A 20,084-nucleotide genomic window follows, 5' to 3' on the forward strand; every position below is an offset into this window, starting at 1 on the left:
ACACGGGCCGAACGGGAAATCGTCACTCTGACGCTAAGTGGTAGTAGCATCATTCCCATGGACGCCATCACCGCGCAGCGCAGCTCCGCGCTGCTCACCGACCGCTACGAGCTGACCATGCTGCAGGCCGCCCTGCGCAGCGGCGCCGCCCACCGCCGCTCGGTCTTCGAGGTGTTCACCCGCCGCCTGCCGAACGGCCGCCGCTACGGCGTCCTGGCGGGCACCGGCCGGGTGCTGGACGCCGTGGAGAACTTCCGGTTCACCACCGCGCAGCTCGACTGGCTGGCGGACCAGCGGGTGGTGGACGAGGACACCCTGCGCTACCTCGGCGACTACCGCTTCACCGGCGACATCCACGGCTACCCCGAGGGCGAGGTGTACTTCCCCGGCTCGCCGCTGCTGACCGTCGAGGGCAGCTTCGCCGAGGCGGTGATCCTGGAGACGGTGATCCTGTCGATCCTCAACTACGACTCGGCGATCGCCGCCGCGGCCTCCCGGATGACCGCCGCCGCCGGGGACCGCCCGGTGATCGAGATGGGCGCCCGCCGCGCCCACGAGCAGGCCGCCGTCTCCGCCGCCCGGGCCGCCTACCTGGCCGGCTTCTCCGCCACCTCCGACCTGGAGGCCGGCTTCACCTACGGCATCCCGACCACCGGCACCGCCGCGCACGCCTTCACCCTGCTGCACGACAGCGAGAAGGACGCCTTCACCGCGCAGATCGAGTCGATGGGCCGCACCACCACGCTGCTGGTCGACACCTACGACCTCGCCGAGGCGGTCCGCACCGCCGTCGAGGTGGCCGGCCCCCATCTCGGCGCCGTCCGGATCGACTCCGGCGACCTCACCCTGCTCGCCCACCGGGTCCGCCGCCAGCTCGACGAGCTCGGCGCCACCGACACGAAGATCATCGTCACCTCGGACCTCGACGAGTACGCCATCGCCGCGCTGGCCGCCGCGCCCGTGGACGGCTACGGCGTCGGCACCAGCCTGGTCACCGGCAGCGGCCACCCGACCTGCGCGATGGTCTACAAGCTGGTCGCCCGCGCGACCTCCGCCGACGGCGAGCTCGTCCCGGTCGCCAAGCGCTCGGCCGGCGGCAAGACCAGCGTCGGCGGCCGCAAGTGGGCCGCCCGCCGCCCCGACGCGGACGGCGTCGCCGAGGCCGAGGTGTTCGGCACCGGCCCGGTGCCCGCCGAACTGGAGCCGTACCTGCTGCACGTCCCGCTGATCGCCGCCGGCGAAGTGGTCGGCCGGGAACCGCTGGACGACGCCCGCGAACGCCACCGCCGCGCCCGCGCCACGCTGCCGCTGTCCGCCACCCAGCTGTCCCGCGGCGAGCCGGTGATCGGCACCGAGCGGCACATCGGCTGAACTCTTCCGTCGCCGCCCGGCACTCCCTAGAGTGCCAACCGCCCCACCGTCCCCACCCCGACACCCGTGCGCCCGGGGCCCCGCGCCCCGGACCCCACCACCCGATGGAGAGAAGCCAGTCATGCACCGGGCCCTGATCGTCGTCGACGTGCAGAACGACTTCTGCGAGGGCGGCAGCCTCGCCGTCGCCGGCGGGGCCGAGGTCGCGGCCGCGATCACCGACCTGATCGCCGACTCCGCCCCCGGCTACGCCCACATCGTCGCCACCCGCGACCACCACATCGAACCCGGTGCGCACTTCGCCGCCGAACCGGACTACGTCCGCTCCTGGCCCGCGCACTGCGTGGCCGGCACCGAAGGCGTCGGCTTCCATCCCAACTTCGCACCCTCGGTGACCTCCGGCGCGATCGAGGCGGTCTTCTCCAAGGGCGAGTACGCCGCCGCCTACAGCGGATTCGAGGGCCTCGACGAGCACGGCGGCACGCTCGCCGACTGGCTGAACGAGCGCGGGGTCACCGACGTCGACGTCGTCGGCATCGCCACCGACCACTGCGTCCGCGCCACCGCCCTGGACGCCGCCCGCGAGGGTTTCGCCACCCGCGTCCTGCTCGATCTGACGGCCGGTGTCGCGCCCGCCACCACCGCCGCCGCGCTCGACGAACTGCGCGGCGCGGGCGTCGAGTTGACCGGCACGCCGGTACTGCACGCCTGACGGATCGTCAACTGTCGGGCGCTCAGCGCCCGGTTACCACCAGCTCCACCACGTCCTCGCCGCCGAGCCGGTGGGCGGCGGCCAACTCGCCGCCGACCGCGTCCCGTTCGGCGGCGAGCCGGGACGAGCCGACGTACACCACCCGCACTCCCAGGTACTCCATCCGGTGCTGGCCGGCCCGCACCCAGGCGGCCTCGCCCTCGCTGACGCAGCGCACCTCGGAGTCCACCTCCACCGCCACCGCCGCCTCCGGCCAGAAGAGATCCGGCACCGCGATGTACGTGCCGCCGCGCATCCGCAGCTCGGGGCCCGGCAGCGGCAGCGGCAGGCCCCGTTCCAGCGCCAGTTCCATCAGCGAGGACAGCGCCGACTCCCGTTGCGCGGCCAGCAGTTCGTCCACCGCCGCACGCACCCGCGGCTCCGCCAGCAGCTCCGCCTCGGACAGTTCCGCCAGCAGCTCGGCCGCGCCGCAGCCGCCCGGGCGCTCCAGCGCCTCGCGCAGCACCGCCCGCAGCAGCCCCGGGCCGACCCTGCCGCCCTCGAACGCGCCCTGCTCGGACCACTCGCGGATCGCGTCCGCGACCGCCCGGGCGACCGGTGCGCAGGCCAGTCCGTGCACCTCCCGGGCCTCCAACTCCCGTTCCGTGCGCCGGATCCGGACCTGCCCGGCGTCCCGCAGTCGGCGCTGCCGGGGGACCAGCACCTCCACCCCGAGCACCGCGGGCAGCCGCGGCATCGAGACGAACCCGTACAGCGCCAGCGCCGCCGCCCCGGTGATCACCGCGCGCTCCCGGCCGCCCTCGGCCCGACCGTTCTGCGCCGCGTACAGCAGCGCCGCCCACATCCGCTGCTCCGGGGTCGGCGGGCCGTCCTGCAGCAGGTACACCCGCGGCAGCAGCCGCTGCCACGGACCTCCTTGCCGGCAGTGCTCGCTCACCAGGCGGGCCGGCACGCCCCGGGCGCGCAACTGGCTGGCCGTCACCACGTTCTGCTGGCGCCGGGCGAGCTCTTCGAGGGAGGTGGGCTGCTGCGGAATCCGGTAGCTCATACCGACAACACTCCCCTTCGCCCCCGACAGCCGACGCCGTACCTGACGTCCTGTTACCCAACCGTCGTCAAACCAGGACCGTCCTGCACTAAAGTCCTCATACCCTCACCCATTCGGCGGATCGGATGTTCGAACCACTGTCCGATCAGGTCGGACTTTTCGCCTACAATCCGACTTTCATTGGATCGACACAGCATTGCGATCCTGTCCGACCCGGGCTGCCGACCTGCGGAATCTGACCGAACGTGACCGATTCCACACACAGCGGCACCACGCGCGGCGTCGGCGGGCGTTGCGAATTGCCTACCATCAGGCACATGTCCCGCGACGAGTCATCCGCCCAGCGCGCTGCCAGACTGCGCCTCGGCCGCCTGCCCGGCTACGTCCGCCAACCCGATCCCGCCCGGCGTGGCGGAGAGGACGGACGTGCGTACAAGAAGGGCTGGGAAGTCCGTTTCACGGCGCGCAGCGAAGAGGAGATAACCGAGATCCGCGAGCTGGTCACGGCCGCCGGGTTCGCCCCCGCGCGGCCGTTCTTCAAAGGTCACCAGCTGATCCAGCCGGTGTACGGGATCGCCGCCGTGCAGGCCTACCTGGCCGCCCGCGAGGCCGCCGAGGAGACCGGCCGGATCCGCCGCACCGCCGGCATCCCCGAGCAGTCGCGGCGCGAGCCCGACAGCGTGGCCGCCGCCGCGCGGGCCGCCGAGACGGCGGCGGCCGAGGCCGCGGCGCAGGCGGCCGCGCAGGTCTCCGGGCGGCCCTCCGCACAGGGGGCCGGACCGGGGTCCCCGCAGAGGTCCGTGCAGGCCGAGGCGCGGAGCGAAGTGCGGGGCGAGGGCTCCAGGGGCGTTCTGCGGCCCGTTCGGGAGGCGGGTGACCCCGAGGTTCGCTGACCGCCCCGAAAGGTCGCCAGGGAGCCCTTCCGGGCTCCCTGGGGCGGTTTTTGACGGTGCGTCAGACCTCAGGCACCGCAGACGGGCTCGATTCGGGGTGCGACGGGGTTCCGTCGGCCGAGTGGTTCAGACCTCGGCCGGCGCGTGGTCGATGCGGACGGTGGCCGCCAGCAGCCGGGGGACGGCGCGGATCAGCGCCCGCTCGGCGGCCGCCGCCACCTGACGGCCCGCCACCACCGTCAGGGTGCGGTCCACCACCACCTCGGCCTCGGCCCGCAGCGCGTGCCCGATCCAGCGCATCCGCACCGCGCCCACCCCGCGCACCCCGTCCACGGCGGCCAGTTCCCGTTCCGCCACGTCCACCAGGGCCGGGTCGACGGCATCCATCAGCCGTCGGCCCACCTCGCGCACCGTGCCGCGCAGCACCAGCAGGATCGCCGCCGTGATCAGCAGCCCGACCAGCGGGTCCGCGAGCCGCCAGCCCAGCGCGCCGCCGGCCGCGCCGAGCAGCACCGCCAGCGAGGTCAGCCCGTCGGTACGGGCGTGCAGGCCGTCCGCGACCAGCGCCGCCGAACCGATCCGCCGCCCGGTCGCGATCCGGCGCCGGGCCACCCACTCGTTGCCGACGCACCCCACGACGGCCGCGCCCGCCACCGCCCACAGGTGCGCCACCGGCTGCGGGTGCAGCAGCCGGTCCACCGCCGTCCAGCCCGCCACCAGCGAGGACGCCGCCACCGCCAGCACCACCGCGACGCCCGCCAGGTCCTCCGCCCGCCCGTACCCGTAGGTGAAGCTGCGGTTCGCGGCCCGCCGGCCGAGCAGGAAGGCGACGGCCAGCGGCACGGCGGTCAGCGCGTCGGCGGCGTTGTGCACGGTGTCGCCGAGCAGCGCGACCGAACCCGACAGCACCGCGATCACCGCCTGCACGGTCGCCGTCAGGCCGAGCACCAGCAGCGAGACCCACAGCGCGCGCAGGCCCTCGGCGGAGGACTCCAGCGCCGCGTCGACCCGGTCGGCGGCGTCGTGCGAGTGCGGGCGCAGCAGGTGGGCCAGGCGGTGCCCGAGGCTGTGGCGGTGCTCGGGGCCGTGGCCGTGCTTGTGGCTGCTTTCGCGCCCGCGCCCGTGCCGGTGTTCGTGCCGGTGTTCGTGTGCGTGTCCGGCTTCGTGCGCCTGTTCGTGCTCCTGTGCGCGCCCGGGCCGGTGAGGGGTCGCCGGGTCGTGGTGGTCCGGGTGGTGGCCGCCGTCCACGTGCGGGTGGCGGTGTGCGTGTTCGTGGCGGTGCTGTCGGTCCGATGTGTGATGGTGGTCATGCCCGTGGTCCGGGTTTCGCCCGTGAAGGTGAGCCCCGTTGCCGTGTCCGCGTTCACCCATGAGGCCTACAGTGGCACACCAACTGCCTTGCAGCCACTGCCGATCTACCACCCTTGACCAGGTGCGATGCGCTCGCAACTGGGCACGGCCGGCGGCGGTTGCCGACGGGTCGTCGAGCGACGCCCGGAAGTGGCTCCGCCCCCGGGCATCTCAGCAGACTTGTCACCCACAGCACCCGCCCGAGGGCCTAGAGTGAGCGCTGACGCTCCCCGTCCGGACCCAGATCGAGAGGCAGCTGATGTGACCGATCGTCATATCCCGGCCGCAGGCTCGGCATTCGCTGATCGGTCCACCGAACTTCCCCGCGTCTCGGTCGAGTTCGCGGCGTTCTGCGAGCTGCACGAGCCGCGGTACCGCAGCTACGCCCGGGTCTGGTTCCAGGAGCCCGCCGCCGCCGACCAGGTGGTCCGGCTCGCCCTGTGCGAGCTGGCCGAGGTCTGGCCCGCCGTGCTGGAGAGCCCCAACCCGGCCGCCGCGGCCTGGCAGATCCTGCGCGACACCGTCACCGCGCAGCACGCGCTGGCCGGTGCGGAGGAGCTGCGTCCGGACGTCGACGCCGAGGAGGACCTGGCGATCCTGCACTACGTGGTCGGCCTGGCCACGCCCGAGATCGCCGACGTGGTGGGCGTCGACACCGCCAGGATCACCAGCCGGCTCCGGCAGACCCACCGGCGGCGTGCCACCGACTGGTGACCCGCGCCGGATCGGCGTGCGCCGGCGGCGGGCGTGCAGCGGCACCGGGCGTGCAGCGGCACCGGGCGCGTGGTGGTTGCCGCGCGCCCCGGGGTGATCCTGTCGCCCGCGTGCGACTCCGCACGCGGTCGCCCGGGTGGTGAGCGCCGGTCGCACCGGTGCCGTCCGTGATCGAGATCACCGCCGGGGCCGCTACCGGCAGGGTCGGCCGACGGCGAAGGATGGCGTCCTGAGCACCCTGCGGCGGAGGAGTTTCCCAATGTCCATCGCACACGCCGTGGCCATGTTCCGGCACCAGGCCGAGGCCTGCGCGGAGCTCGGCTCACCGCTGTCCGCCGCCCTGCTGCGGCGCGCCGCCGAGGACCTGGCCGCGGGCGGCCCCTGCGCCGCGGCGATCGCCGGCCACGAGGACGCCCCCGGGCCGTCGGCGATCGCGCTGCGCCTGCTCGGCGCCGTCCACGCCCTGGTGATCTCCGGCCGGGCGCCCGCCCTGGCCGCCCACTACCCGAGCGCCCGCGGCGCTTTCGACCCCGCCGACCCCGACGCCCCCTGGCCGGCGTTCCGCGCCACCGTCGCCGACCACCTGCCGTGGATTCGCGAGTGGCTCACCCGCCCGCCGCAGACCAACGAGGTCGGCCGCGCCAACCTGTTGCTCACCGGCCTCGCCTGGGCCCAGCAGCAACTCGGCCCGTCCGCCCCGCTGCCCGTCCGGCTGCACGAACTCGGCTCCAGCGCGGGCCTCAACCTCCTTGCGGAGAAGTTCCGTTGCGCCTCCCCCGGGTTCTCGTACGGCCCGCCGGACTCGCCCGTGGTACTCGCCGACGCCTGGCACGGCGAGCCGCCCGCCTGGCTGCGGGACGCGCCGCTCCAGCAGGTGGTGGAACGGCGCGGCTGCGACCCGACGCCGATCGACCCGCGTTCCGCCGACGGCGCCCTCGCCCTGCGCGCCTACCTGTGGGCCGACCAACTCCCGCGCCTGGAACGCCTGAACGGTGCCCTCGCCCTCGCCGACCGGCTCCCCGCCCCGGTCGCACCGATCGGCGCGGCCGAGTTCCTGCGCGACGTCCGGGTCGCCGACGGAGCGCTCACCGTGGTCTGGCACTCGATCATGCGCCAGTACGTTCCCGCCGATGAATGGCGTGCCGTGGAAGGCGAGTTGGACCGCCTCGCGGCCGCCTCCGGCCCGTCCGCCCCGTCCGTCCACCTCGCCCTGGAACCCCGCCGGGTCGGCCCCTCCCACCGCTTCCTGCTCACCGCCCGCCTCGGCGCCGGGCCCACCACCGTCCTCGCCGAGTCCGTGCCGCACGGCCTGCCCGCATGGACCCTGGCCGCCGACGACCCCGCCCTCAACTCGCTTGGTGCCGCGCCCCGGTGACGTCATAGCGGTGGTGCACCGGGTCGTGGATCAGGTACCGGGCGAAGGACTCCACCGTGAACCGCGCGCCGTCGCTGCGCAGCCCGGTGCGGCCCCGCTCGGAGTCCGTCACCGCCTCGAACGAGCGCGCCAACTGCTCAGCGCCGGCCGCGAGTTCCACCGACACCGCAGCCGGGTCCTGCTCGCCGTAGCGCTCCTCGACGGCGGTCGCGTCCTGGTCCCAGTTGGCGAACAGCGGGCCGTCCTCGGTCAGCATCAGCTTCAACCGGACGTCGAACAGCCGGAACACGTCCCGCACGTGGCACGCGTACTCGAGCACCGACCACACCTCGGGCCGCGGCCGCTCCCGCAACGCCGCCGGATCACCCGCCAGCAGCCCCGTCCAGGCCGCCGCGTTCTCCCGGATCATGCCCGGGACCTGCTCGAACCCCACGGCAGGCGTGTCCAGCCCGCAATCCGCGCAGGGGCGCTCCAGCACCCACGTCCAGTCCTTGGTGTCAGGGATCATCATGCGCCCCAGCATCGTCCCCTCACCCCCCACCCCGCCAGCGGCGCCACCGCCACCGGCCGTCGAGATCCCGCCAGCCTCAGCGCACCTCTCCGAGCGCGGCAGCGACCTTCCCCCCGATCACGTTCATCTCCTCCTCAGACACCGCCCGCTCACCCGCCCGCAACAACCCGAACACCCGCGGCCCGCGCAACTCCACCGCCAACTCCCGCCCACGCGGCACCACATGGAAGTGCACGTGCCGGAACCCCGCCGCCTCCCCGAACTGCGCCACATACGCCTTCTCGCAGCCCGTCACCACCTCCACCGCCCGCGCCAACCGCACCAACCACCCACCCAGCGCCGCCGCCTCGGCCTCACTCAGCTCCGCCATCGACACCACGTGCCGCCGCGGCAACAACACCAACCACCCCGGCAACGCACAGTCCACCGCGTGCACCACCCGCCAGTGCGCGTCCACCGCGATCCGCTCGTACAACGGCAGCCCCTCGAACCCGGCCTCCCGCCCACACGCGTAACACCCCGTCACACCCATCGCCTCCCCTGCCCCCCAACGCCGAACGGCCCCCCGGGGACCGGCAGAGCCAATCCCCAGGAGGCCGTCAACAACAACAACCCACCCTCACCGCTGGTACGGATTCCCCCCACCCGGCGGCTGCTGCGGCGGATACGGCGCCTGCTGCGGCGGGTACCCCTGCCCCTGCTGCGGCGGATACTGCGGCTGACCGTACCCCCCGGGCTGCTGCGCCGGCGGATACCCATACCCCGGCCCCCCAGCAGGCCCGCCGGGCCCGCCGGGCCCGCCACCATTGCCGCCCTTGGAGCGCCGGACCAGCAGCACGATCACCACGATGACGATCAGACCGACGACGCCGCCGCCGACCGCGATCAGCATCCCGCTGCCGCTCTTGGAGTCACTGCTCGCCTGAGCCCCGGTCGAGTCACCACCGCCGGCCGGCGTCTTCGCCGGGTCGGACGCCGCGCCGGAGGGCTTGGCGGACGAGCCTCCGTCCGCGCCTGCACGGTGAAGCAGCGGGTTGTCCTTCGGTCCGTTGTCGACCGCCGGGTTGGCGGCCAGCGAGGCGGACGGCGACACGATTCCGTAGCCGTACTGGTTGTTCGGGAACGTCCCCTTGCCGTTGACCTTCACCGCGCTCTTGATCATCCGGTTGATGACCTGACCCGCCGACAGATTGGGGTACTTCGCCCGCACCAGCGCCGCAGTCGCAGAGACATATGCTGCAGCATCGGACGTGCCACTGCCCGTGTTGTAGCCCTGCTTCTGATTTGCGTGATAGATGTTGTCGCCCGGAGCCGCAAGCGTCACTTCGGACCCCGTGGATGAATTCGGCCAGAGGTCTCCACTCTCCTCAACTGCCGTTACCACGACCACGCCAGGGAACGCCGCCGGCCAGGGAATCTTCAGGTCCGCGGTGTTTCCGGAGCTGGCGACGAGAACGACATCCTTCTCGATCGCATAGTTGATTGCGTCCTGGTAGCCCTCATCGAACTTGGTGCCGCCACCGAAGGACATGTTGATGACCTTCGCGTTGTGGTCGACTGCGTAGCGAATCGCTTCTCCGAACTCCTTCTCGCTACCGGCCGGGACATTGATCCCATCACCGACGTGAATCTTCACGGGAAGGATCTTGGCCTTGGGCGCCAGGCCCATGATCCCGGCATTGTCGCCGTGTCCATGCCCTGCAATGACACTGGCCATCGCGGTTCCGTGACCATCGGTGTCACTACGCCCATTCCCGCCAGGACTCATGAAGTCAGTCCCGGACAGGACCTGACCGCTCAGGTCGGGATGGTCCGCGACGCCCGTATCGAGGACTGCGACAGTCACCCCATTGCCCTCGCTGATCGGCCAAACCTTCTCAGCCGCGCTGTAGTTCTTCAGCGCCCACTGCCCGTCGCGAATGGTGTCCGCCGCCGCAGGCCCGGTGCTGACGCCCCAGACCAGGGCTCCCGCAGCAAGCGCGGCCAGACCGCGCACGGATCGGCTGGTCGTCAAGCCTCGTCACCCCACTCGTTGAAGCGGCCGCCCCGCAGACCATCGGATCTGCGGGACGGCCGGTCGTGTTCGACAGTTCTACTGACCGAACGTCATTCCACCACGTTCGGGTTGACCTGGTCGCCGGACGCCCAGGTTTCCTCATCTTCGACGAGGTAGTCCGGACGATCCTTGCCGCGCTTCTTGTCCTTCTTTCCGGCCTGGCCATGACCGCCCATGCCGCCACCCTGCCCGGCACCGCCCTGTCCCGGGCCACCGGCCTGGCCACCGGCACCGCCCTGGCCGAAGCGGTTGCGCCCGATGCCGGACCCACCTTCGGTGAACGCCCGTCCACCGGCGTTGGCGTGGGTCGCGTCACCGATCACACCGCCGGCCTTACCGGCCAGGTTGCCACCGGAACGCGCGCCGATGCCGGTTCCGCCGCCCGCACCGCCGCTGCCCAGGCCACCGCCGGCGCGAGCCCCCATGCCGCCGGCACCAGCACCGCCACCCGGGCCACTGCTGCCGCCCAGGCCACCGGAACCGAAGGTGCCGGCCTTGGAGGCGCTGTTGCCGGTGAAGCCGACACGGCTGGTGCCGATTCCGGACCCACCGCCGAGCAGGCCGCCCGCGCCACCGCCGACGCCAAGGCCGCCGCTGGCTCCGCCGGTCGTCCCGAGCCCACCACCGGACGGACCGTGCACCCCGCCGGCCCCACCGGTGCCACCGATCGTCCCGGTGCCCCCGCGGACACCGCCGTTTCCACCCGGCGTCCCGTCAATGCCCGTGCCCGGGCCCTTGGGCTGCGGAACAGGGTTGGCCGTTCCACCGGAAATACCCGCGTCGGTCGGACGCACCACGACAGGCTGCAGCTTCGGGGCCTGGGGCGTACGGCTGTTCACCGAGTTCTGACCGGAAACACGCGACCCGGCCGAGCCCGTCGCGCCAGCACCGTTCGGCCCGGAAAGACCGGCACCGACACCCATGATCAGAGCCCCGAGAGCGGAGGCACCACCGTTGTCCGGCGGCGTCAAGTCCTTGGAGTCCTCAAGGCGCGGGGGCGGCGGCTTCAGGTAGCTGGTGGTGGCACGGTAGCTGGCCGCCAGCGTCTGCATCACCGTAACCGCTTCCTGCTTCCGCGAGTCCGCGACGGCAGTGCGAGTGTCTTCGTTGTCGATGCCGACCGTCTGCTGGGCGGTGTCGCTGACCGCGTCGCCCACCTTGTCCCAGAATCCGGGCTCCTCGGGCATGTCACGCTTGGCCTTGTCGATGGCCTCGGACATCATCTCCAGCGCGTTGGCCGCATCGTTCGAATAGGCTGCGACGTTGTTGACGGAGTTGGCAAGCTCAGTCATCCGCGAGTAGAACGCGTTGCTGGTGTCGCCCTGCCAGGAGTCACTGGTGTCGGCAGCCGCGGTGTTCAGCGCCGTACGGATCTGCTTCAGGGTGCTGGTGGCGCGACGCCAGGGGTCGGCGGCAGCCATGACCGCGCCGGAGTCCATCGACTGGACCATGGTGCGCATCTGACCATGGCTGTAGGCGGTGAAGTTGGTCATCTCGGTCACGATCGGCTCCCCTCACGTCGAACAGCGCCTCGGCGGTCACCCAGTTTCGTTGTGTCTCCGACGATCACCACTGCGGCCTCGGCTCTCCGCTGCCCGCCGGTGACACGTTCCCGACCGGCGACGCGGCCTGCGGAGCGGCTGCTGTGGTGCGCCGAGTCGAGGTCGCAGGATTGGGAACCGCCGTGGACCAGCCGTCACTCGCCAGCTTCAGGTGGTTGCTGGCGTCGTGCTCCTGCTCCTCGTAGTTGGTCGCAGTCCGGTCCGCATTCTGCTGCGCTTCGTCGATCGCCTGCTGGATGAGATCGAGGACCCTCTTCAGGTTGTCCCGCATCTCGCCGTACTTGGCGTGCAACGCCTCGGCCTCCGGGAAACTGCCGAACGCCGTCGGCGCCAGCCCCGTCTGGCCGTGGACCTTCGCGCCACCCGCGCCGTCTTCGAACTCCTTGAGCAGTCCTCGGACTTGCGACGCGAATGCGCGCAGGCTGTCCACCTCTACCTGGTAGCCCTTGCCGCCTGTGCTCATGTACTCGTACCTCCCCCGTACCTGCTGCCCGCTGGACTGCCCGCTCGACCGCCTGGGGCCTGATGGAAAAAGTTGGCTCCAGTCCATATGTCTAACACATGGAACGGTCCGTCAAAACGCCCCCTGGTGACGGAGGGTGGGGTCAGGGGGTGGGGACGGTGGCGGCGAGGGCCTGGCGGCAGAGGGAGTCGGCTCGGCGGGTGGTTTCGGGGAGGCGGTAGGAGGGGGTGAGCGCGAGGGTGACGGCGGTGGCCTCGGGTAGACCGATGCGGTGGCCGACGGAGACGAAGACGGGCTTGACGCCCTGCCGGGTGCGGACGGCGCGGCCGACCGTCTCGGGGCCGTCGAGGAGCGGGGACCAGTCGCCGCGGTGGTCGCCGGGCGGCTGGTGGGTGAAGGTGAAGGGGGTCTTGGCGATCCCGAGGGTGGGCAGGCCGGTGTGGACGCCGAGGTGGCTGGCGAGGCCGAGGCGGCGGGGGTGGGCAAGGCCGTAGCCGTCGCAGACGATCAGGTCGGGGGTCCGGGTGAGCCGGGACAACGCGTCGAGGACGGCGGGGAGTTCGCGGAAGGCGAGCAGTCCGGGGAGGTAGGGGAAGGCCACCCGGCCGACGGCGGTGACCTGTTCGACGACGTCGAGGGTCGTGTAGTCGAGCAGGACGGCCGCGGCGGCGACCACGTCGCGTTCGTCGTCGTAGGCGACGTCGACGCCGGCGATCAGGGTGCCGGGGCGGCGCGCGGGTTCGGGGCCCTCGGGGACGACCAGGGGGCGCAGGCGTTCCTGTTCGGCGCGGGCGGCTTCCGCGGTGGTGGGCCAGTGGGTGGGGACGGTCACGGGGGCTCCGGGCAGGTCGGGAACAGGGGCTCGGGGCGGCCACCCGCCCCGGCGTTGTCCGTGTGCACGCTATCGCTCGCGAAAGCCCGACGGGGACGGAGGGCGGGAGGGAGCGCGGGAGGGAGCACGGGACGGAGGGCGGGACCGATGGCGGGACCGAGGGCGGGGACGGCCGACGCGGAGCGCCGGCGTGAGCCCGTGCGCCCCCTGTGCCCCCGATCAGCTCAACTCCCTGGCGTTAGGCTGAACTTACTGCTCAACGCCGAGGAGTCCGAACCGGAGCCCGACCCCGTCTCCCTGCCCGCGCGAAGGGTTGATCGCCATGACGCGCCCCACTGCCCCGCCGCCCGGCACCACCCGCTCCCCCGTCGCCCGCCCGGGCCCGGTCCAGGTGGGGCTCGGCGCCCTGATCGCGACGGCCGCCGCGGTGACCCTGCTGGCCGTGTCCGGGGAGACGGGGGTGTGGCGGGTCGCGGTGCTGGTGGCGTTCGCGGTCGCACTCGGGACGCTGTCCGCCGTCCTGCTCACCACCCGCCCCCGGGTACCGACGGCCCCGAAGGCCGCCCCGCAGGCCGCCCGCCGACCCGAGTACGCCCACCAGTCCCACTGAAGTCCCACTGACGGACACGCCCGCACCGAACAACTCCCGGGCACCGAACGACTCCCGGGCCCGCGGCAGGTCGATGGCTGCCGCGGGCCCGGGGCCCAACCGGAATCGTCCCCCGAGGGACCGTCAGCCGGTGGAGACCACCACCGTCTTGGCCGCCTTGTCGTGGATGCACTGGCGGTAGGGCCGGTCGAAGACGCCGAACAGGCCGTCGACGGGCCACCAGAGGGCGCCGCAGCAGAGCAGGGCGGGGACGACGAAGACGGCGGCGCGGGTCCAGGCGGCGCCGGTGTTCGGGGGCGAGCCGTCGGCGAGCATCGCGACGCGGATCTTCATCAGCTTCTTGCCGAGGGTCTGGCCGTCCCGGCTGAGCATCAGACCTTCGTAGATCAGGTAGAAGATGTAGCTGAGCCAGGCCGAGCCGACCCAGCCGTCCTGGTTGGCGAAGTTGGCGAACGGCAGCAGCACCACGACGGCGAGCGCCTCCACCATCAGCCAGTCGACCAGGCGGGCGACGATCCGCGCGCCCCAGCCGCCGAGCGCGGGCATCCCGGGGACCGGTCCGGGGCCGGGCGTGCCGTAGGGCGAGCCGTACGGGCCGCCGGGGGGCGGGGTCTGGCCGGGCGGGGGGCCGTAGCCGGGCGGCCGGTTGTCGTAGGGGGAGCCCGATCCGGGCGGCGCACCGTACTGGCCACCGTAGCCCGGCGGCGTGTCGTACGGGCTGCCCGCCGACGGCGGCTGCTTGTCGAAGGAAGGCTTGCCGCCCTCCTCCGGCTCGGTCCCCGAGGGGTCGTCGTGGGTGCTCATGCGACGAGTAGAGCACCGCGATTACTACGATGTTGGGATATCTGCGATGTTTCGTTTCGTTTCAGAGGCATTCGACGGCGCCCGGCACCGCAGGCGAACAGGGCCGCCACTCCGACGCACCGTCAAGGCGACGACCCATCAGCACCACGGCGTCAGCGCCGCGCCACCCGCACCACCCGGGTCCGGGCCGCCCGGTCGTGCCAGCCGCGCCGGGCCGGACGGTCCAGCAGCGGCGCGACCAGGCCCACCAGCACCAGGGCGCCGAGCCCGCCCACCAGCCAGCGCAGCAGCGCACGCCCGAAGCCCGGCGGGCGGGTGCCGCCCGCGGCGACCACCCGGATCCGGGCCAGCCGCTTGCCGAAGGTCTGGCCGGTCCGCGCGACCGGCAGCACCTGGTACAGCAACGCGAACAGCACCAGCACCCCGAGCACCACGCCCAGCCGGCCGAGCACCGTCTGGTCCAGCAGCCACACCTGGTGCTGCCGACCGGTCAACTGGGCAGCGTGCTGGGCCTGTTCGATCTTCCTCCGGACGTGCGCCGAGACCGTGGCCGCCATCGGCACCGCTACGGCCGCCCCGACCACGAGGGTCGCCGCACCGTCCACCAGCCACCCGAACGCCCGCGCCGCGAGCCCGGCCGGAACGGGCGCCTGCACGGCCGCCCGCCGCCTCTCACCGCTGCCGGTGCCGCTGCCGGCGCGCACCCGCTCGGCCCTCGACGCGACCCGGGGCTCCGGCCGAGCCGCACCTTCCCGCGACGGCCGCACCCGCTCGCTGGTGACGTGCGCCGCCCGCGGCTCCCGCACGGCCCGCTCCACGGGCGACGGCGCGGCGGCCCGCTCCACCGGCGACGGCACGTCGGCCGGGGCCCCGGCGGACGGCGCGTCGACGCCCCAGGACACCCGACGCGGCGCCGCCCCGGTCTCCATCAGTCCGCGCTGCGCCCACGGATCCGCCCGCCATCCCGAACCGGCGGCGGCCCCGTCGACCCGCACCTCCTCCGCACTCTGCCCCCGCAACGGTTCGTACGGCGCTGCCCGCTCGTACTCCGGCCGCGGCTCGTACAGCGACGCAGGCCCCGCCGACATCCCGACCGAACCGCCGCCACCGCCACCGCCACCGCCGCCCCCGCCCCCGTGCCAGGGCGTCCCCCCGAGCGGCTGCGCGGGCCGCGGCGCGACCTCCTCCTCGATCACCGAAGCCATCGGCTCCTCGACCACCGGCTCCGGCTGCCGGACCTCGGCCCGCACCTCCCGAGCGGCCTCCCGCCCCGCTCCGGCGCGCCGCGGCGCCACCACCGCCGGCTCCGGCACCGACACCGGCCCCAGCCGCAGCGCGGCGGCGGTCGCCCAGGACTCGGCGGCGGGCTGGAGCCCGTTGCCGGTGATGGCCCAGGGCTCGCCCGGTGCGACGCTCCGCGGCCGGAGCTCGACGGCGGCGGACGGTGGCTCGACCGGGTCGGGGTGGGCGGGCATGTTGAAGGCGGTGTGCGCGCCGGTCTCGTCGAGGTAGATCGGGCCGGTCTCGATCAGCGGGCCGGTGGGCGCGGCGGGGACGAGGCCGGGCGGGACGGTGTAGGGCGGCGGGCCGATGTAGCGGGCGACGAAGCGCGGGGGCTGGAGCTGTTCGCCGGGAGCGGGGGCGACCCGGCTGGTGCCGGGGACCCAGGCGTGGCCGGCCCAGTAACGGACGAAGCCGGGTACCGAGGGGTCGGGGTAGTAGCCGGGTGCTCCGGCGTCGGCGGGCACGGTCGTGCCGAGCATCGGTGCTGCGGTGGGGGGCCGGTCCGTCATTGCCTCTTCCTTCGTACCGGCACCGCGGCGTGCAGGTGTGCGGATGTGCGCAACAGGGCCGCGGGCGGAGAGTCGCCGGGCAGTCACAAAGGGTAGCGCCTGGCGGGGTCCGGTCCGCCTGGTTCACCGGAACTCGTGGAACCGGTGGTACGGAACGGACGCGAGTGGTAGGGCACGAATCCTGGGGGTCGGGTGGTCCGGCCGGCGGGCCGCGACCGCCCCAATGTCCCGCCCGGAACAACCGGGTCGGCGGGGAAAAGGTTCTGCGGAAAGTCCGCCGGAAAAGTTCTCGGAAACCCGTGTAAGAGTGTCCGGCCGATCCGCTCTTGTTCGGGTGTGGGGCCGGTCGGCGGCCTCGCGCGGAGGCGAGAGGGTGAGCGGCATGGCCGGACAGTCGACCGGAGTGGTGGAGCAGGAACTCGAACTGGAACTGGTGCTGTCACCGGAGCGCAGCGTCTCGGTGCCGGCCCGGTTGTCGTACGGGAGCCACGATCCGTTCGCGGTGTACGTGACCTTCCACCTGGACAGCGGGACGCCGGTCACCTGGGTGTTCGCCCGCGAGCTGCTGGTGGAGGGAACGTTCCGTCCGTGCGGTCAGGGCGACGTGCGGATCTGGCCGACCCGGGCGGGTCGGCGCAGCGTGCTGTGCATGGCGCTGAGCTCGCCGGCGGGCGACGCGCTGCTGGAGGCGCCGCTGCCCGTCGTGGCGGCGTGGCTGGAGCGGGCGCACCGGCTGGTGCCGCCGGGCGCGGAGCTGGAGGCGATGGACCTGGACGGTTCCCTCGCCGAACTCCTCGCGTGACCGGCCGCACACCGCAGGCCGCGCCCGCACCACCGGCGACCGTCGGAACGCCGGAGGCCGCGCCCGCACAGGCCACTGGCCGTGCAGGACGCCGCGGCCGTGCCGGAAGCTGCAGCCGTACCGGCGGGCCCGGCGCTCAGCGGGCCGCGGGGGCCTTCTGGGCACCGGTGCTGCCGAGCCCGTCGGGCTCGGTGCGCGGGGCGGGCAAGCGGGCCGGCGTGGTGCCGGCGGCGCGGCGGCGGGAGGCCACGCGCAGCGCGGCGACGGCCAGGAAGCACAGGCCGAGCAGCGGGTAGACGGAGGCGGGCAGCTGGCTGGGCAGTGGCAGCCAGAGGTCCAGGTCGCCCTTGTGCGGGACGATCCACATCGCGAAGGAGAGGAACCCGAGCAGCGTCAGGCCGAACACGAGCCGCCACCGGAAGCGCCGGACGGCGGCGGGGCGGGAGCGTTCGTGGGCGGCCTCGGCGGCGAGCAGCACCAGCATCGGCACGCACCACACCCAGTGGTGGGTCCAGCTGATCGGGGAGATCAGCACGGCGGTGACGAGCGCGGCGCACACGCTCCAGGCGTCGGCGCGGGGCGACCAGCCGGCGCTGCGGTGCGCCCAGGCGGCGACGGCGAGTCCGCCGACGGCGACCAGGGCGGCGAGCGCGGTGGCGGGCAGTCCGGGGTTCTCGGTGTGCAGCAGGCGGGCGACCATGCCGCTGATCGACTGGTTGTCGACGATGACGGTCTTGCCGACCCGGGTGGAGTCGAAGAGGTACTCGGTCCAGAAGCCGCGGGTGGCGTCCGGCAGGACCAGCGCGCCGATCAGGAAGGTGCCGAGGAACGCGGCGCCGGCCGTCAGGGCGGCCCGGACCCGGCCGGTGATCAGCAGGTAGACGGCGAACAGGCCGGGGGTGAGTTTGATGCCGGCGGCGAGGCCGATGGCGAGGCCCTTGGAGCGGGCGTGGTCGGGGCGGGTGAGGTCCCAGAGGATCAGGCAGGCCAGTGCGAGGTTGATCTGTCCGTAGCGCAGGGTGGTGAAGACGGGTTCCAGCCAGACGCCCAGTCCGGTGATCAGGAGCACGCCGATCGGCCGCAGCTCGCGGCGCGGCCAGTCGACGAGTTTGAAGGACAGGTGGGCGAGCGTGGTCAGCAGCAGCAGGTTCCCGACGGTGACGGCGACGCGCAGGAACGGGACGCCGACCCAGGTGGTCGGCACGAACAGCATGGCAGCGAACGGCGGGTAGGTGGCCGGCAGGTCCCACTCGGTGACCCGGATCGCGTACAGGTCCTGGCCGTGGGCGACGGCGGCGCCCTCGGCCCGGTAGACGATCATGTCGACCATCGAGGTGCCGACGAAGTGCCGCACGGTGGCGTAGCCGAGCAGCGAGACCAGGGCGATCGCCGCGGCGGTCAGCATCGGCCGCCGGGGGGCGGCGCGCAGGGCGGCGTTGATGTCGGCGAGCAGGCGGACGGGTGCGGTGAGAGTGCGCTGCCAGGCGGGGACGGGTGGCTGTTCGGGTCCGCCGGAGGGTGGCGTGGCGCGTTCCGCTTGCACCGTGGTCACTGTCTTGCTCCGTCCGCCGTCGACCTGCGCTGGGCCAGCAGCCGACACTACCCGACCTCCTCGTTCGCGCCACCGGTCGCGGTCGCCCCGGGTTCCGCTCCGGGGAGCCGGGCGGGCGGGCCGCGACGGCGGGCCCGGGACGGCATGAGGTGCCGCTGAGGCGGTACTAGGGAGTACTTAAGGAAGAGGAGCGACACCAGCTGTCGCCCCCGCGGTAACAGCTGCTGTGTCGGTGTCATCGGCCTGCGTCAGTCCTTGCGGATCGGTCGGCCGGGGCGGCGCCGTTGCTGGCGCGGCAGTTCGACTTGGGTGCGGGTGTTGAGGCGCACCCCGATCTCGGCGCCGCCGAGTGCGGCGGAGCGGCCGAGGGTGACGTCGCCGCCGGTGCTCTCGGCGAGCTTGCGGACGATGTCCAGGCCGAGGCCGGTGGAGCCTTCGCCGCCGTGGCCGGCGCCGCGGCGGATCGCCGGGGCCGGGTCGGCGAAGCCCGGTCCGGCGTCGCCGACCAGGACGGTCACGGCGTCCTCGGTGGCGGTCAGGTCGACGGCGAAGGCGGTGCCGACGGCGGTGTGCCGGAAGACGTTGCCGAGCAGGGCGTCGACGGCGGCGGCGAGGTCGCCGCGCTGCACGGGCACGGGCGCCGGTTCCCCGTCGCCGGCCAGCTGCCAGGGCCGGCCTTCGTCCTCGGCGAGGGCGGACCAGAACGCGACGCGTTCGCGGACCACTTCGACGGCGTCGCAGCCGAGGACCAGCGGCGGCGCGTCGACGGGGTGCCGGCGGGCGGTGCGGATGATCTGGTCGACCTCGCGTTCGAGCTGCGAGACGGCGTGCCGGGTGGCGTCGGCGGCGTCGCCCTCGCCGAGGGCGGCGGCGTTGAGCCGGAGCACGGTGAGCGGGGTGCGCAGCCGGTGCGAGAGGTCGGCGGCGAGTTCCCGTTCGGCGGCGAGCAGGTGGACGACGCGGTCGGCCATGGCGTTGAACGCGAAGGCGGCTTCGCGGAGTTCTTCGGGTGCGCCCGCCGCTTCGGGACCGTCCACGGGGACGCGGACGGTGAGGTTGCCGGAGCCGAGCGAACGGGCGGCGGTGGCGAGGCGGCGGGCGGAGCGGACGATGCGGGCGCCCATCCGGTCGGCGACGCCGACGGAGACGGCCACCAGGGCGAGCGCGACGCCGGAGAGCACCAGCCAGGCGGTGCCGACGCCGCGCGACAGATCGGCGTCGGGGACGAACACCTCGACCATCGCGACCCGGCCGTTGTCGACGGCGACGGGCTGGAGCAGCGCGTAGCCGCCGGTGGTGCGGACGGTGCCGCCGCGCACCCCGGCCTGGCCCTGGTCGTCGGCGGCGGCCTGTCCGGCGTCCGCCCGGGCGTGCCCGACGACGGTGCCGCCGGGCAGGTGGACAGCGAGACGGTCCTCGGCGCCGGCGTCGGTGGAGGCCAGGGCGCGGGCGATGGCGTCCTGGTCGGTGGTGATGGCGAGCGCGGGCCCGAGGGCGGCGGCCTGCCGTTGGGCGGCGGTGAAGGCCCGGTCGCGGGCGGTGTGCTGGACGACCAGGCCGAGCGGGATCAGGAACGCCAGCGCGACCATGACGGTGCCGGCGATGGCCGCCTTGACCATCGCCCAGCGCAGCGAGC

Annotated in this window: 19 protein-coding genes; 7 read left to right on the forward strand and 12 right to left on the reverse strand. The window is 73.5% G+C overall.

Features of this window, described 5'->3' with window-relative positions; genetic code table 11:
* The first annotated feature begins 57 nt into the window (after positions 1–57).
* The gene (locus tag AMK19_RS24560; protein WP_073815333.1) at positions 58–1,371 is read left to right on the forward strand and encodes a nicotinate phosphoribosyltransferase; all 1,314 of its coding nucleotides are present in this window, start codon (positions 58–60) and stop codon (positions 1,369–1,371) included.
* A gap of 121 nt (positions 1,372–1,492) precedes the next feature.
* On the forward strand, positions 1,493–2,083 hold the full coding sequence (locus tag AMK19_RS24565) for an isochorismatase family protein (RefSeq protein WP_073815334.1): 591 nt from the start codon (positions 1,493–1,495) through the stop codon (positions 2,081–2,083).
* 22 nt (positions 2,084–2,105) lie between these two features.
* On the opposite strand, the gene AMK19_RS24570 is transcribed toward AMK19_RS24565, so the two are convergent.
* Positions 2,106–3,131 carry a hypothetical protein gene (locus tag AMK19_RS24570; protein WP_073815336.1) on the reverse strand — a complete coding sequence of 342 codons (1,026 nt, stop codon included), beginning with the start codon at positions 3,129–3,131 and terminating at the stop codon, positions 2,106–2,108.
* A 317-nt stretch (positions 3,132–3,448) separates the two neighbouring features.
* Between AMK19_RS24570 and AMK19_RS24575 the strand changes: the two genes are divergently transcribed.
* Entirely contained in the window at positions 3,449–4,024 is a 576-nt protein-coding gene (locus AMK19_RS24575; RefSeq protein ID WP_143200366.1) for a hypothetical protein, read from the forward strand.
* A gap of 126 nt (positions 4,025–4,150) precedes the next feature.
* On the opposite strand, the gene AMK19_RS24580 is transcribed toward AMK19_RS24575, so the two are convergent.
* The gene (locus AMK19_RS24580; RefSeq protein ID WP_198953430.1) at positions 4,151–5,272 is read right to left on the reverse strand and encodes a cation diffusion facilitator family transporter; all 1,122 of its coding nucleotides are present in this window, start codon (positions 5,270–5,272) and stop codon (positions 4,151–4,153) included.
* A gap of 363 nt (positions 5,273–5,635) precedes the next feature.
* Here AMK19_RS24580 and AMK19_RS24585 point away from each other — a divergent pair, with 363 nt between their 5' ends.
* Both AMK19_RS24585 and AMK19_RS24590 read left to right on the forward strand, forming a co-directional pair.
* Positions 5,636–6,088: a hypothetical protein gene (locus AMK19_RS24585; RefSeq protein ID WP_073815341.1), complete on the forward strand. Its 453-nt coding sequence runs from the start codon at positions 5,636–5,638 to the stop codon at positions 6,086–6,088.
* A 259-nt stretch (positions 6,089–6,347) separates the two neighbouring features.
* Positions 6,348–7,463, forward strand: a complete 1,116-nt coding sequence (locus AMK19_RS24590; RefSeq protein WP_073815343.1) for a DUF2332 domain-containing protein — start codon at positions 6,348–6,350, stop codon at positions 7,461–7,463.
* Here AMK19_RS24590 and AMK19_RS24595 read toward each other — a convergent pair.
* The 6 genes from AMK19_RS24595 to AMK19_RS24620 all read right to left on the reverse strand — a co-directional run bounded on the left by AMK19_RS24595 (position 7,435) and on the right by AMK19_RS24620 (position 12,887).
* Positions 7,435–7,974: a DinB family protein gene (locus AMK19_RS24595; protein WP_073815486.1), complete on the reverse strand. Its 540-nt coding sequence runs from the start codon at positions 7,972–7,974 to the stop codon at positions 7,435–7,437. The two genes, AMK19_RS24590 and AMK19_RS24595, sit on opposite strands and share 29 nt — an antisense overlap.
* Positions 7,975–8,050: 76 nt before the next feature.
* A complete protein-coding gene (locus AMK19_RS24600; RefSeq protein WP_073815344.1) occupies positions 8,051–8,506 on the reverse strand; it encodes an HIT family protein in 456 nt (151 codons plus the stop codon).
* An 87-nt stretch (positions 8,507–8,593) separates the two neighbouring features.
* Complete coding sequence (locus AMK19_RS24605) at positions 8,594–9,988, reverse strand: S8 family serine peptidase (RefSeq protein ID WP_083647301.1); 1,395 nt, start codon at positions 9,986–9,988, stop codon at positions 8,594–8,596.
* A gap of 92 nt (positions 9,989–10,080) precedes the next feature.
* Positions 10,081–11,523: a WXG100 family type VII secretion target gene (locus tag AMK19_RS24610; protein ID WP_338015810.1), complete on the reverse strand. Its 1,443-nt coding sequence runs from the start codon at positions 11,521–11,523 to the stop codon at positions 10,081–10,083.
* A 73-nt stretch (positions 11,524–11,596) separates the two neighbouring features.
* Complete coding sequence (locus tag AMK19_RS24615) at positions 11,597–12,055, reverse strand: hypothetical protein (protein WP_143200367.1); 459 nt, start codon at positions 12,053–12,055, stop codon at positions 11,597–11,599.
* Between the two features lie 142 nt (positions 12,056–12,197).
* The gene (locus tag AMK19_RS24620) at positions 12,198–12,887 is read right to left on the reverse strand and encodes an endonuclease V (RefSeq protein WP_073815349.1); all 690 of its coding nucleotides are present in this window, start codon (positions 12,885–12,887) and stop codon (positions 12,198–12,200) included.
* 322 nt (positions 12,888–13,209) lie between these two features.
* Here AMK19_RS24620 and AMK19_RS24625 point away from each other — a divergent pair, with 322 nt between their 5' ends.
* Complete coding sequence (locus AMK19_RS24625; RefSeq protein WP_143200368.1) at positions 13,210–13,497, forward strand: hypothetical protein; 288 nt, start codon at positions 13,210–13,212, stop codon at positions 13,495–13,497.
* A gap of 123 nt (positions 13,498–13,620) precedes the next feature.
* Here the strand turns inward: AMK19_RS24625 and AMK19_RS38205 are convergent, their stop codons facing one another.
* Together AMK19_RS38205 and AMK19_RS38210 are read right to left on the reverse strand one after the other, a co-directional pair.
* Complete coding sequence (locus AMK19_RS38205; RefSeq protein ID WP_073815353.1) at positions 13,621–14,301, reverse strand: RDD family protein; 681 nt, start codon at positions 14,299–14,301, stop codon at positions 13,621–13,623.
* 152 nt (positions 14,302–14,453) lie between these two features.
* Positions 14,454–16,094, reverse strand: a complete 1,641-nt coding sequence (locus AMK19_RS38210; protein WP_073815354.1) for an RDD family protein — start codon at positions 16,092–16,094, stop codon at positions 14,454–14,456.
* 382 nt (positions 16,095–16,476) lie between these two features.
* On the opposite strand from AMK19_RS38210, the gene AMK19_RS24640 reads away from it, so the two are divergent.
* A complete protein-coding gene (locus tag AMK19_RS24640) occupies positions 16,477–16,896 on the forward strand; it encodes an SsgA family sporulation/cell division regulator (protein ID WP_073815356.1) in 420 nt (139 codons plus the stop codon).
* Positions 16,897–17,032: 136 nt separating this feature from the next.
* Here AMK19_RS24640 and AMK19_RS24645 read toward each other — a convergent pair whose 3' ends face one another.
* The gene (locus AMK19_RS24645) at positions 17,033–18,448 is read right to left on the reverse strand and encodes a glycosyltransferase 87 family protein (RefSeq protein WP_143200369.1); all 1,416 of its coding nucleotides are present in this window, start codon (positions 18,446–18,448) and stop codon (positions 17,033–17,035) included.
* A 248-nt stretch (positions 18,449–18,696) separates the two neighbouring features.
* Positions 18,697–20,079 carry a sensor histidine kinase gene (locus tag AMK19_RS24650; RefSeq protein WP_083647330.1) on the reverse strand — a complete coding sequence of 461 codons (1,383 nt, stop codon included), beginning with the start codon at positions 20,077–20,079 and terminating at the stop codon, positions 18,697–18,699.
* Between the last annotated feature and the right edge of the window lie 5 nt (positions 20,080–20,084).

It is taken from the genome of Kitasatospora sp. CB01950, from assembly GCF_001905465.1.
In the GTDB taxonomy this organism is placed as follows: Bacteria; Actinomycetota; Actinomycetes; order Streptomycetales; family Streptomycetaceae; genus Kitasatospora.